Here is a 12,917-nt window from a genome sequence, read left to right as displayed (position 1 = left end):
AATGGCTGCGCGCGTGGACAATCCGGTCCCTGGCCTCGTTGTCATTGATAAACCACAAGGCATCACAAGCCACGATGTCGTGTCGAAAGTTCGTAGGCTTGCCGCCACACGTAAGGTCGGCCATGCCGGCACCCTGGACCCCATGGCAACGGGTCTGCTGGTGTTAGGAATCGGCAAAGCAACAAAGCTGCTGACCTGGGTGACAGGGGATTCGAAAAGTTACCAGGCCACCATCCGGCTAGGTGCCACGACAACCACCGATGACGCCGAGGGCGAATACGCCCATATGGCCGGATGCCTCCAACTGGGCGAGCGAGAACTGGAAACAGCGATAGCGAAATTACGCGGAACAATACAGCAGGTTCCGTCCACGGTCTCCGCCATTAAAGTCAATGGCAAACGTGCCTACGCTTTGGCACGCGCAGGCCAAGAAGTCCATCTCAAAGCGCGCACCGTCACCATCGACCGTTTCGAGGTGGTCGGGCCGATCCTCCACACAACAGCACAACTGAGTGACGATGCAGATGCCGAGGCTATCCCCGTCGTCGATGTGCAGGTTGAAGTCGATTGCTCATCTGGAACGTATATTCGAGCTTTGGCTCGCGACCTCGGCCAGGACTTGGGGTGCGGTGCTCATCTGACGGCTTTGCGGCGCACGCGTGTTGGCCAATTTTGTATCGAAGACGCCCTCACCCTGGAGGAATTGGAAGAACGCTCCGCCCCAATTCTTGAGCGTGGACACCAGCCCGATCCCAGCGAAGCCGGGCATTCGCGCGTGCCGATTATCGACCTGGCAGACGCGGTCACCGCCATGTTCCCGATCCTTGAACTTGACGCCGATGAGGCTGGTCGATTCGTCCATGGGCAGGCACCGCGGCGTAGCCGCGCCCACATCGAAGCCCTCCAACAACCTAACGACAAGGGGAATGTGGCGACCCGCTACGCGGCTGTCGGCCCGAACTCCCAGGTCCTTGGCCTTGTCGAGATCGATAACGGACGATTGAAAACCACACTTGTCTTCCAAGGAGATCACTAATGCTCACATGGACTGACTGCTCTGAGGTCCCAGGAGCCCTGAAATCTGTAGTGACCATTGGCAACTTCGATGGGATGCACAACGGACACAAAAAGGTCATCGCCACCTGTGTTGATCGAGCCAAACGTCAGCATGTATCGGCCGTTGCCGTCACTTTCGATCCGCACCCCAGGCAGGTACACCGTCCTGAGGACGGTCTCCAATTGATCTGTGCCCTCCAAGATCGTCTTGACGCAATGGCAGCCTCAGGACTGGAGGCTACGCTGGTGGTCCACTATGACGCTTCGGTCTATTCCTTAGAACCCGAAGAGTTTGTCGTTGAGTACCTCGTTGACCGTCTGGGAGCGGTCGAGGTGGTGGTGGGAGAAGACTTCCGCTTTGGGCGAGGAAATTCCGGAACAGTCGAAACTTTGCGCGCCCTAGGTCGTGCCCACGGCTTCGACGTCGTCATGGTCACCGACATTGAAGCCGCTGAAGGCCGACGCTGGTCGTCCTCGTGGGTCAGGGAGTTACTGGAGCTGGGTGATGTGGCGGGAGCTGCGCGGGTACTGGGACATCTGCACAGGATTCACGGCGTTGTCGAACATGGTTTCAAGCGTGGACGTCAGCTGGGTTTTCCCACAGCAAACCTTGGCCAAGACATTGAAGGAGTCGTACCTGGCGACGGCGTGTACGCGGGATGGGTTGTGCGCCAGGTTCCCGGTACGGCATCGACGGAGTTTCTTCCCGCTGCAATCTCAGTGGGTACGAATCCGCACTTTGAAGGCAAGAATCGAACTGTCGAAGCGCATGTGCTCGGCCGATCAGACTTAAATCTCTACGGCGAGAAAATCGCTGTGACATTCGTGTCACGAATTCGCCCCATGCTGAGCTTTGATTCCTTAGATGGGTTGCTCGAGCAAATGGACGATGACCTGCGCAGGACGGCCTCGGTGCTGGGCGTGGCAGTGGCAGGTCGTGTTGATCCTCAGTCGGTCACTGCTCACTAGAACCCACCGAATACCGCGTGAATCACCATTTCCCGCCCTGATTCACAGGGAGTGGCCGTGTGAAACAGGTATAGTAACTGAGCAACGTGATTCGATCGAAAAGGAAGCGATGAGCGGGTTCTCACTCGATTCAGGCGAAATGGCTGAGCTGGCTAAACGCTTGGATGACATCAGTGCAGCAGCTCTTAATGAGCCAATTCCTGACGCTGCCGTTGCCGGTGTTTTTGGCAACGATCTGTTGGATGCGGCCTATGGGCGTTTTCTTGGATCAGTAGTTGAACGGACTCAGCTTGCTGCACAGTGGAGCGAGAACATCGCATCTTTCGTGCGCCACTCGGTGCGCGCCTCGACCGGCAACGAGGAAGACTTGGAAGCCTCCTTCAAGAAAACTGTGGCTCGGCTATCGGGGGAGCAGTGAGCAAGACCAACCTGATCGGCACCTACGTCGACGCGCTGCCAGGTATTCCTGGATCTTCGAGCAAAGTATTCGGTATTGAAGCCGAAGTGCAGGCACTTAAGGAAGCGCTTTCCGAAGAAGAAACGCGGATCCAAGATCTACCGCGGGTCGCTCAGTCCCTTGACGGTGCGGTCGCCGACTCCTTTTCTCAGCAGCACGAAACGATGCGGAAAGCGTGGATTGAGCTCGTCGACGGTGTAGATGCCGGAGCACAAGCCATTAACCGCTACGGATGGACACTGGAAGATCTTGAACGTCGTGCCAGCCAGCTAGAAGACCAGATGCTGGCCTACGACGCGCGGCTGACAGGGCTGCCGGTCGGTGAACGCATCGAACAGCTCCTCGACTGTTCTAACGAGGTTACGGCCATCCGAGCTGCCTACTTAGAACTCATTGAAAAAGCTAAAGAGGCGTCGCATGATTGCGCGAGGGAACTCGGAAAAGCTCTCGATCCAGACGATGTGATTGAAGAGCGCCAAGCCATGAGCATGGCGAATCGGACCGTTGCACTGACGTCTTCGGACTTCGAACGGATTAATACTGAGCTGGTGGCTCCCGACTACACCTCGGTGAGACAAGGGGGTATTGGTGACTGTCACCTGGTGTCGGTCGTCCAGGCCCTCATGGCTTCCAAGGTGGGACGTCGACACATCCGTTCGATTATGCGCCCACATTTCGATGCTCGCGGCGCTCAGGATGGATATACGGTGACGCTGCGCGATACGTCGTCTCGATCAGAATCCTCCTTCGAATACGACATCTTGGTCACCGAGGTTTACGCCAATGGTGTCCAAGGAAATGGTATCGGCGGGGCGAATGTTGCTGGCGTCCTCGAAGCGGCTGTCGGGCAGTACCATTCCTCAGGCGAAGCTGCATCCACGGGCAACTATGCCGGTTATGTGTGCGCAGTCTCTGACCTTCTGGTGGGCAGGTCGCAAGTCGTCTATGCAGGTGACGAAGACAGCGCGGGTGAGGCAGTGTACGGTGTGGATGCGCGCCAAGCGATCATCGAGGCCGTCCGATCCGGACAATGCGTGACTGCCTCGATGGGGCAATTTGGTTTTGGTGGGTCCCAGTCCAATGGGGGAGTTGGCATAGCCCATGTCCGCATTGATGGCAAGCCAGTCGCAGTTGAAATTGAGTCCATGCATTCATACGCAATTTTGGATGCCACCGCATCTGCGCTGACTTTGCACAACCCCTGGGGTGAGAACTGTCCGGTTGCCGGCAATACCGTCCTTGGTGGCACCTTCAGCATTGGGTGGGACGAATTCGGGCGCAACGCCGCAATGGCAGTCCTTGCGGACTGTAGGTTGTGATGGGTGGGCGAATATCCATGGACCACAGCAACGACAGAATCATTGTGATTGAAGTTTCCGGCCGATACTCACCGTCTCCGTCCGGATTCCCGTCCTACACCGTAAGCCGCACCTGGGTTCAAAATGGTGAGCTCGTCGCATCCGTTAGGGGTGTGGATCTCGATGGGGTCGGCGGTTTTCCTCGAACGATTTTGAGACTGGGCGATACCGTTGCCGATCCGAAAGCTGGAAGTTTCACGTTGATTGACGTGGTGCCATCGGTCATGCTTCCCGGCGAGGTTGGATCCGGTGGAGGATCCGCTACCTTCCGATACCAGCCGGCCGCAGAGTTCGACGCCATCTAATTTTGCCCGACGTTCCCCAGGGTCTAGTCAGAGCACTGGCATTGACTCGGCGAGTCAATGCAGGTGGAGCGACTCACGTTTGAGTGTGCGATCCCACAGTCGATGGTGACCGGAGCAACTGTCCAGCACAGAATTGCCGCGTCGGTGCCGTGTTAGCCTAGGGAGGCCGTCAGATCGGCCGCGGAATGTCCGCCTCGGGGAGTGGCCCCGGAGCCCCGCGCAACGAGTTATAAGGAGAAGCCTGTGCCGCTGAGCAAGGAAGTCAAGGACCAGATCATCGCCGAGTACGCGACTCACGAGGGCGACACTGGTTCTCCCGAGGTCCAGATTGCGCTGCTGTCGCGCCGCATCAAGGACCTGACCGAGCACTTCAAGACCCACAAGCATGACCACCACTCCCGTCGTGGCCTGCTTCTGCTGGTCGGACGACGCCGTCGTCTCCTCGGCTACCTGGCCGACATCGATATTGAGCGTTACCGCTCCCTCATCGAGCGTCTGGGCCTGCGCCGCTGACCCATTGCCGGCCCGATCCCTTCAAGGGACCGGGCCGGTTCGCTACGTCCGGCAAACGCCTTCACGGGCTCGATCCCTGCAGGGACATCTTTTGCCAGGACCCGAATCACAGTTCAAACCGCGCGTGGAAGCCGCCGGTTTTCGACAGTGGTTCACGGACAATCCGAAAAGGAATCGACGCCGTGGACTTCGATCGAAGGCCGAAGCAGAGCGCGCATTCGTTCGAAACAAGGAGAGATGCCACCATGATGGAAGGCACAGACATCGTCGCCGCAGAGGCGACTATTGACAATGGCAAGTTCGGCAAGCGCACAGTGCGCTTCGAGACCGGACGCCTCGCCAAGCAGGCCGCAGGTGCAGCCCTGGCGTACCTCGATGATGAGACCACCGTTCTGTCAGCTACGACAGTTGGCAAGAACCCCAAGGATCAATTCGATTTCTTCCCGCTGACCGTGGACGTTGAAGAACGTCAGTATGCGGCTGGCCGCATCCCCGGATCGTTCTTCCGCCGTGAAGGCCGCGCTGGAACCGAAGCTATTCTGGCAGCCCGCCTCATCGACCGACCCCTGCGCCCCGGATTCGTCAAGGGCCTGCGCAATGAGGTTCAGGTCGTTGAAACCGTTCTGACGATCCACCCCGACGACGCATACGACGTCCTGGCTATTAATGCCGCATCCATGTCCACTCAGATCGCAGGTCTGCCTTTCACCGGGCCGATCGGTGGCACCCGCCTGGCGCTCATCGATGACCAGTGGGTTGCTTTCCCGCGTTGGTCTGAGCTGGAGCGCTCCGTCTTCAACATTGTCGTCGCAGGCCGCGTCGTCACTAAGGAAGACGGCTCTGAAGACGTCGCCATCATGATGGTCGAGGCCGGCGGTGGCGCCAACGAGGTCGACCTCATTGAAGCGGGCGCCAAGGCCCCCACCGAAGAGGTTGTCGCAGACGGTCTTGAAGCCGCTAAGCCTTTCATTAAGGCCCTGTGTGAAGCTCAGATGCAGGTTGCTGCCAAGGCTTCGAAGGAAACTGTTGACTTCCCGCTCTTCCTTGACTACACCGACGAGCAGTACGCGGCCGTCGAGGACTACGTCGGCGATAAGCTCGCCAAGGCTCTGCTGACCGAAGGCAAGCTGGCTCGGGACGAGGCCTGCGATGCCGTCAAGCATGAAATGCTCGGTGCTTTGGACGAACGCTTCCCCGACTCGGAAAAGGAACTCAAGGCCGCCTTCCGTTCCCTCGAAAAGCAGACGATTCGCCAGCGCACTCTGCGCGAAGAAATCCGTATGGATGGACGCACCCCGCGTCAGATCCGCTCCCTGTCCGCTGAGGTTGAGGTCCTGCCGCGCGTCCACGGTTCGGCCCTGTTCCAGCGCGGTGAAACCCAGATTCTGGGTGTGACGACTCTGGCCATGCTGCGCATGGAGCAGCAGATCGACAACCTGTCGCCGGTCAACTCCAAACGCTACATGCACCAGTACAACTTCGCGCCCTTCTCCACCGGTGAGGTGGGCCGCGTGGGTTCGCCCAAGCGCCGCGAAATCGGTCACGGTGACCTGGCAGAGCGCGCCCTCGTGCCCGTCCTGCCTTCACGTGAAGACTTCCCCTACGCCATCCGTCAGGTCTCCGAAACTATGGGATCTAACGGCTCGTCCTCGATGGGATCGGTTTGCGCCTCGACCCTGTCGATGCTGCAAGCTGGCGTGCCGCTGCGCGCTCCCGTCGCAGGCATCGCAATGGGTCTGATGACCGGCGAGATTGACGGCGTCCAGAAGTCCGTCACTCTGACTGACATCCTGGGTGCTGAAGACGGCTTTGGCGACATGGACTTCAAGGTCGCCGGCACCAAGGACTTCATTACCGCCCTTCAGCTGGACACCAAGCTCGACGGCATTGACTCCCAGGTACTGCGCGCCGCGTTGGCCCAAGCCCGCGACGCCCGCCTGGCAATCCTCGATCTCATCAACCAAGCAATCGATGGTCCCGATGAGATGAGCGCCCACGCTCCTCGCATCATCACCGTCAAGGTGCCCGTCGACAAGATTGGCGAGGTCATTGGCCCCAAGGGCAAGATGATCAACCAGATCCAGGAAGACACTGGCGCTGACGTCACCATTGAAGACGACGGCACCGTCTACATCGCATCCGCCAACGGTGAATCCGCCGAGGCTGCTCGTGCGATGGTCAACCAGATCGCCAACCCGCAGATGCCTGAGGTGGGCGAACGCTTCGTGGGAACCGTCGTCAAGACGACCTCTTTCGGAGCCTTCGTTTCCTTGACCCCCGGCAAGGACGGCCTGCTGCACATTTCGCAGGTTCGTCGCCTAGTGGGCGGCAACCGCATCGAGTCGGTGGACGAGGTCCTCCAGGTCGGTCAGCAGGTCGAGGTTGAGATCGCCGAGATCGGTGACCGTGGAAAGCTCAGCTTGCACGCTGTTATCGAAGGTGAGGCCGCCGAGGCTGAGGCCGCTGCTCAAGAGAACAACGGTGGTGAACGCCGCGAACGTCGTGAACGCCGTGACCGTTCTGAGCGTCGTGAGCGTCGCCCCCGTACGCGTACCCGCCGTAAGCGCGAAGACTCCGATGAGTCGTCGCAGGGCGCTGACGACGCAGAGTGAGCGCCACATAAGGTGGTAGACCGCCTCGGAATTCAGGTGTAGGGGAGAGCCGTTGAGGCTCACCCCTACACCTGTCTATATACGCTGGCGAAATTGTGTGGCCTGCTTTATCAGCACAAGTGAAACAATCTTGGAGAACCCCCGAAAATGACACCTCCTATTGGATTACCGCTTGACCAGGGGCCGTCCTCGTCCTCCTTCGAAGACGCCGGAACCCGAGTCAAACGCACTGTTACCCTCGGTGGTACCCGGATCGTCACTCAGCGAGTGCCGGCAATGCAATCCGTGAGCCTGGGACTGTGGGTTCCGGTGGGGTCTCGTGATGAGACTAACGAGGGCGCTGGATCCACCCATTTCCTTGAACACTTGTTGTTCAAGGGGACTTCTCGACGTAGTGCTTTAGATATTGCGGTGGCATTTGACTGTGTCGGAGGCGAATCAAACGCGGAGACGGCCCGCGAGCACACTGCATATTGGGCACGTGTCCTGGGTGAAGACTTGCCGATGGCTATTGATGTCATTACCGATATGGTGGCTGATTCGCTGATCACTCCGGTGGACTTTGACATGGAAAAAGGGGTGATTCTTGACGAGTTAGCAATGTCGCAGGACAGTCCTATTGAAGTGATCCACGATGCTTTCCAGCTGGCAGTTCATGGGGATGTTCCTGCAGGTCGACCGATCGGTGGGACTTCTGATGCTATTCGAGCGGTTACCCGAGATGCCGTCTGGGACCACTACAAGCAGACCTATGGGCCAGACAATCTCGTGGTCACCGCTGCAGGCAACGTTGATCACCAACAGCTCGCGGAGCTCGTGGATCAGGCGTTGGCTCGGTCCTCTTGGAATGACATCCATTTACAAGCCCACCAGCCCAGGCCAAGGCGAATGACGAACGCCCCTGAACCAGTCGAACACGACGACGAAATCACACGGATCAGGGACGTTGAACAAGCCCACCTCATTTTGGGAACACGAGGCATGAAAGCGGATGATCCCAACGGACACATTATGTCCGTTCTGCTCAGCATCCTGGGAGGTTCACTATCGTCGCGCCTCTTCCAAGAGATCCGCGAGAAGAGGGGATTGGCTTACACGACCTACGCTTTTGAGTCGGCACTATCGGATTCGGGCACCTTTGGCATGTATGCGGGCACATCACGGCGCCACATTGACGAGGTTGCTCGCATCATGGTTGGTCAACTTGAAGATCTTGCTGCCAATGGCCCCACCGAAGAAGAACTCAGTCGGGTGCGCGGCCAGGTCCGCGGATCGGTAGCACTGGGACTAGAAGACAATTGGTCACGGATGATGCGTCTGGGGCGAGCGGAAATTTCTGGGACCTACCGCACCGTCGATGAGACTTTGACAAAAATTGATGGGGTCACAGCTCAGCAGGTCAGCGATATGGCGGCAGAGCTTGCTGGTCGCCACCGATATAAGGCTTTGGTTCTTCCACGTGAGTAAAAGCTCGACGATCCCAACTCGGTGGACGTGCGCGCGCGGATGAAGCCAGCAATGCCACAATCGATGCAGACATTAGCAAGGAACGGGGATGAACAATGATTCAGGTAGCAGTGACTGGCGCCCAGGGACGTATGGGCAAAACAGTCGTCGAGGCTGTTACAAAAGCCTCCGACATGAAGGTCGTTGCCATGCTTGATGCAGGCGATGCCATCAATGTCTCCGCTTTGAATGGTGCAACTGTTGCCGTGGACTTCTCAGTCCCTGCCGTTACAGAATCCAACGTCCACGCATTATTGGACGCGGGCCTCAATGTCGTGGTCGGAACCACCGGCTGGAGCGAAGAGTCCTACGAGCGTGTACGCGTACACGCCAACGAGGCTGGGCGCAGCGTCCTCATCGCTCCAAACTTTGCCATGGGCGCGGTCCTGGCTATGAAGTTCGCTGCCCTTGCTGCTCCCTACTTTGAGTCGGCAGAAGTGATCGAAATGCACCACCCCAATAAGGTGGATGCACCTTCGGGAACAGCCACCGCCACAGCCCGTGGGATTGCCGCTGCCCGCCAAAAGGCCGGCCTAGGTTCCATCCCAGATGCAACGCAGATCGACCCGGAAGGTACACGTGGAGGCCGGGTGGACGGTGTTCCCGTACATGCTGTGCGCTTGCGCGGGCTGACTGCGTCTGAAGAGATCCTTTTTGGTAACGAGGGCGAACAACTGGTCATCCGCACGGATTCTTTTGACCGGGTCTCTTTCATGCCCGGTGTTCTGCTGGCCATTCGCAAGGTAGCAGACCGTCCTGGATTGACCGTCGGCCTCGATCAGGTCCTGGGCCTATGAGCCTTGAAAGCGGGCAAAATATGGCGGGACATGAAGGACATACACATGCCTCCAACGGCGTGGATCGATCGGTCAGACCCGCGCAACCAGATGACGCTGCTCGAATCGCGCAACTTCAAGTGGCCTCGATCCTCAGCGTCACAGGCGTCGATGAGGCATCCACTCCTACGCTTGGAATCGATGCTGCCCAGATCACAGAGCAGTGGCACGCCTCCCTATCAGGACCCAAACCTGCAGGGGTACAAACGCTTGTTGCCTTGCATGGACACGGGATTGCAGGCTTTGCTTTCGCCGCACCAGGGGATGAAATCCGTGTCGATGGTGCCGACCCCATTCCAGCCGGAACCGACATCCACGAACTCTACGTCGACCCAGACTTTGCTCGATCCGGCCACGGATCACGCCTGCTTCAAGCTGTAGCAGACACTAGTTCGACCTCGTGTCTGCGGGTGTGGATCTCGAATGCGGACCAAGCGCGCATCCGCTTCTACCAGTCAGCAGGCTTCGCACCGACTCCTGTGCGCCGCCAGCTGGGGCCCAAGAATGTGCAGGAGGACGCCGCCCTCGTCCAACATCTTTGGTGGGCAACGCGTTAGACAGCCTCGAAGACGAGGAACGCTTTAGCGACCGCCAGGTGGTCAAGGACGAAGCTGGTGAACTAGGCCGCTATGCTCGATGTCATGAGCCACATTCCTGCACGCCAATTCGGATCCTTAGCTCCCGCACTCGTCACGCCTTTCCATGAGGACGGCTCCGTCGACCTTGAGTCGGCTCAACGTCTTGCCCGAAAGCTCGTTGATGACGGCTGCGACACGATCCTCGTGCACGGAACCACCGGAGAATCACCAACCACGCATCAGCCCGAAAAGAACGACCTGACGGTCGCCGTCAAAGAGGCCGTGGGGGACAAGGCCTTCATCCTGGCCGGAGCTGGCTCCAACGACACAGCGCACGCCGTGCGTATAGCCGAAGGCGCCCAAGAACACGGGGCTGACGGCTTGCTTGTGGTCGCGCCCTATTACAACCGCCCATCGCAGGCTGGCCTACGTGCACATGTGCACGCCATTACCGATGCCACCGACCTGCCGATCATGCTCTATGACATTCCCGGACGCACAGGCTTGGCGTTTTCTGACGAAACCCTTGATGACCTTGCCACTCACCCACGGATCAGCGCAGTCAAAGATGCCACGGGCAATGTCGAGCAGGGCGTCGAACGTATGCACCGTACCGGATTGGAATACTACTCGGGTGATGATGGTCTGAACTTTGCGTGGATGACAGGTGGGGCCTCCGGTTTTATTTCCGTTGTTGCTCACGTAGCGGGAAGCCAATACCGGCAGATGATTGACCTACTGGACGCAGACCAAGTGTGGGAAGCTCGTGAGCTCGCCTACTCCTTGCGTCCCCTCGTTGCAGCCATTATGGGTGGAGGCCAAGGGGCAGTCATGGCTAAGCACGCAGTCCATTTACAAGGGCTGATTGACAGTCCCGCTGTTCGCCTACCTCTGATGAGAGCCAGCGAGGATGAGATTTCTGCACTTCGCACAGCCATGGAGAACGCTTCGCTGCTGTGAGCGGCAACGGGCGTCGGCCAGTGGCGGGGCCGCTCGGTTCGGATACGTTAACGGAGAACATGGCACACTTGGACTATGAAGCCTCTGTACGAAAACCTGTCTGAACCCGCGCCCCTGGAAGGCGGCGCTATCCGCGTCATCCCCCTGGGTGGCCTCGGAGAAGTTGGCAGGAACATGAATGTCCTGGAATACCAGGGCAAGCTCCTGATCGTTGACTGCGGCGTCCTTTTCCCCGAAGAGACCCAACCCGGTGTCGACCTCATCCTCCCCGATTTCTCCTGGATCGAAGACCGCCTCGACGACGTCGTGGGCATGGTGCTGACCCACGGGCACGAAGACCACATCGGTGCAGTGCCTTACCTGTCGAAGCTGCGTGATGACATCCCCATGTACGGGTCTGATCTGACGCTCGCTTTCGTTGAACCCAAGCTCAAAGAGCACAGGCTTCCTGCCGAACACCTCTACGTGGTGGCCGAAGGCGACCGCATCACCGTGGGTCCCTTCGACCTCGAGTTTGTGTCGGTCACCCACTCGATCCCGGATGCGCTCGCGGTGTTCGTGCGCACCGAAGCCGGAAAGATCCTCATCACCGGCGACTTCAAGATGGACCAGCTGCCCTTGGACCGTCGCTTGACCGATCTGCGCTCCTTCGCGCGCTTTGGCGAGGAAGGAGTCGACCTATTCATGGTGGACTCCACTAACGCCGAGGTCCCCGGATTCATCACCCCAGAACGCGAGATCGGGCCCGTCCTTGACCGAGTCTTTGGCGAGGCCGATGGACAGATTGTGGTTGCTTCCTTTGCTTCCCACGTCCACCGCGTCCAGCAGGTGATCCATGCTGCCCACGCTCATGGCCGCAAGGTGGTGTTGGTGGGCCGCTCTATGGAACGCAATATGCGTATCGCCCAAGAAAAAGGCTATTTGACGGTGCCCGAGGGCGTCATTGTCGACCAGAAAACTATTGCTGAATTGCCTGCTCATGAGCGCGTCTACATGGCGACCGGCTCTCAGGGTGAGCCCATGGCTGCCTTGTCACGCATGAGCACAGGCTCCCATCGCACCGTGACCATTGAACCGGGGGATATGGTGGTCTTTGCGTCCTCGCTGATCCCTGGGAACGAAAACTCCGTGTACCGGGTTATCAACGAATTGACTAGGCTTGGCGCCAGAGTCGTCCATAAAGCCAATGCGAAGGTCCACGTGTCTGGCCATGCGTCAGCGGGCGAACTCATCTACTGCTACAACATCATCCAACCAACCAATGTTATGCCGATCCACGGCGAGGTTCGTCACCTTGTCGCCAACGGACAACTGGCCGTCAAGACCGGTATCTCGCCGGAAAATGTTGTCCTAGCCGAGGACGGCGTCACCGTTGATCTTAAGGATGGCCGTGCCCGCGTGTCGGGTATGGTTCCGTGCGAATATGTCTACGTTGATGGACGCTCCATTGGAGAGATTTCCGAGGACGAACTCGAGACGCGACGAACCCTGGGTTCGGAAGGCTTCATCAGCGTCTACGCGGTTGTCGAACATGACTCAGGCATGGTCTTGGCGGGGCCAACGATCCGTGCCATCGGTATGGCCGAGGACGATTCAGTCTTTGACGAAATCCTTCCCGACGTTGAAGCAGCGCTCAAGGATGCAGCAGCCCCCGGCAAACAGGATCCTTATGTCTTGCAGCAGGCTATGCGTCGAGTTATTGGTCGTTGGGTCGCTCGCCGACTGCGCCGCCGCCCCATGATTGTTCCGGTTGTCACCGAACAGTGA

Annotated in this window: 12 protein-coding genes; all 12 read left to right on the top strand. The window is 58.6% G+C overall.

Going from position 1 to position 12,917, the window contains the following annotated elements:
* Position 1: 1 nt before the first annotated feature.
* Entirely contained in the window at positions 2-1,036 is a 1,035-nt protein-coding gene (truB, locus tag G439_RS0104960) for a tRNA pseudouridine(55) synthase TruB (protein ID WP_022868083.1), read from the top strand.
* A complete protein-coding gene (locus tag G439_RS0104955; protein ID WP_022868082.1) occupies positions 1,036-2,025 on the top strand; it encodes a bifunctional riboflavin kinase/FAD synthetase in 990 nt (329 codons plus the stop codon). Before truB ends, G439_RS0104955 begins: the two co-directional genes overlap by 1 nt.
* A gap of 109 nt (positions 2,026-2,134) precedes the next feature.
* The gene (locus G439_RS0104950) at positions 2,135-2,443 is read left to right on the top strand and encodes a hypothetical protein (protein ID WP_022868081.1); all 309 of its coding nucleotides are present in this window, start codon (positions 2,135-2,137) and stop codon (positions 2,441-2,443) included.
* The gene (locus G439_RS0104945; protein WP_022868080.1) at positions 2,440-3,801 is read left to right on the top strand and encodes a hypothetical protein; all 1,362 of its coding nucleotides are present in this window, start codon (positions 2,440-2,442) and stop codon (positions 3,799-3,801) included. Before G439_RS0104950 ends, G439_RS0104945 begins: the two co-directional genes overlap by 4 nt.
* Before the next feature lie 17 nt (positions 3,802-3,818).
* Positions 3,819-4,145: a hypothetical protein gene (locus G439_RS0104940; RefSeq protein WP_022868079.1), complete on the top strand. Its 327-nt coding sequence runs from the start codon at positions 3,819-3,821 to the stop codon at positions 4,143-4,145.
* A gap of 243 nt (positions 4,146-4,388) precedes the next feature.
* A complete protein-coding gene (gene rpsO / locus G439_RS0104935; RefSeq protein WP_022868078.1) occupies positions 4,389-4,658 on the top strand; it encodes a 30S ribosomal protein S15 in 270 nt (89 codons plus the stop codon).
* 245 nt (positions 4,659-4,903) lie between these two features.
* Positions 4,904-7,270, top strand: coding sequence for a polyribonucleotide nucleotidyltransferase (locus tag G439_RS0104930; RefSeq protein ID WP_022868077.1), 2,367 nt, complete (start codon positions 4,904-4,906; stop codon positions 7,268-7,270).
* 147 nt (positions 7,271-7,417) lie between these two features.
* Positions 7,418-8,737 (top strand): M16 family metallopeptidase, encoded by a 1,320-nt coding sequence (locus G439_RS0104925; protein WP_022868076.1) that lies wholly within the window; start codon positions 7,418-7,420, stop codon positions 8,735-8,737.
* A 95-nt stretch (positions 8,738-8,832) separates the two neighbouring features.
* On the top strand, positions 8,833-9,573 hold the full coding sequence (gene dapB / locus G439_RS0104920) for a 4-hydroxy-tetrahydrodipicolinate reductase (RefSeq protein WP_022868075.1): 741 nt from the start codon (positions 8,833-8,835) through the stop codon (positions 9,571-9,573).
* The gene (locus G439_RS0104915) at positions 9,570-10,169 is read left to right on the top strand and encodes a GNAT family N-acetyltransferase (protein ID WP_083940788.1); all 600 of its coding nucleotides are present in this window, start codon (positions 9,570-9,572) and stop codon (positions 10,167-10,169) included. The genes dapB and G439_RS0104915 overlap by 4 nt, the downstream gene beginning before the upstream one ends.
* Before the next feature lie 84 nt (positions 10,170-10,253).
* Positions 10,254-11,150 carry a 4-hydroxy-tetrahydrodipicolinate synthase gene (gene dapA, locus G439_RS0104910; RefSeq protein ID WP_026459406.1) on the top strand — a complete coding sequence of 299 codons (897 nt, stop codon included), beginning with the start codon at positions 10,254-10,256 and terminating at the stop codon, positions 11,148-11,150.
* A 75-nt stretch (positions 11,151-11,225) separates the two neighbouring features.
* Positions 11,226-12,917 (top strand): ribonuclease J, encoded by a 1,692-nt coding sequence (locus G439_RS0104905; RefSeq protein ID WP_022868072.1) that lies wholly within the window; start codon positions 11,226-11,228, stop codon positions 12,915-12,917.

Source organism: Schaalia vaccimaxillae DSM 15804 (assembly GCF_000420425.1).
Classification (GTDB): domain Bacteria; phylum Actinomycetota; class Actinomycetes; order Actinomycetales; family Actinomycetaceae; genus Pauljensenia; species Pauljensenia vaccimaxillae.
The sequence above is the reverse complement of the archived record's forward strand: the minus strand, read 5'-3'. Positions and strand labels throughout refer to the sequence as shown.

Bases quoted from the DNA above. Each gene is read 5' to 3' on its own strand.
- G439_RS0104955 (WP_022868082.1), top strand. From the start codon at position 1,036: ATGCTCACATGGACTGACTGCTCTGAGGTCCCAGGAGCCCTGAAATCT.
- G439_RS0104940 (WP_022868079.1), top strand. From the start codon at position 3,819: ATGGACCACAGCAACGACAGAATCATTGTGATTGAAGTTTCCGGCCGA.
- G439_RS0104930 (WP_022868077.1), top strand. From the start codon at position 4,904: ATGATGGAAGGCACAGACATCGTCGCCGCAGAGGCGACTATTGACAAT.
- G439_RS0104905 (WP_022868072.1), top strand. From the start codon at position 11,226: ATGAAGCCTCTGTACGAAAACCTGTCTGAACCCGCGCCCCTGGAAGGC.
- G439_RS0104950 (WP_022868081.1), top strand. From the start codon at position 2,135: ATGAGCGGGTTCTCACTCGATTCAGGCGAAATGGCTGAGCTGGCTAAA.
- dapB (WP_022868075.1), top strand. From the start codon at position 8,833: ATGATTCAGGTAGCAGTGACTGGCGCCCAGGGACGTATGGGCAAAACA.
- dapA (WP_026459406.1), top strand. From the start codon at position 10,254: ATGAGCCACATTCCTGCACGCCAATTCGGATCCTTAGCTCCCGCACTC.
- G439_RS0104915 (WP_083940788.1), top strand. From the start codon at position 9,570: ATGAGCCTTGAAAGCGGGCAAAATATGGCGGGACATGAAGGACATACA.
- truB (WP_022868083.1), top strand. From the start codon at position 2: ATGGCTGCGCGCGTGGACAATCCGGTCCCTGGCCTCGTTGTCATTGAT.
- G439_RS0104925 (WP_022868076.1), top strand. From the start codon at position 7,418: ATGACACCTCCTATTGGATTACCGCTTGACCAGGGGCCGTCCTCGTCC.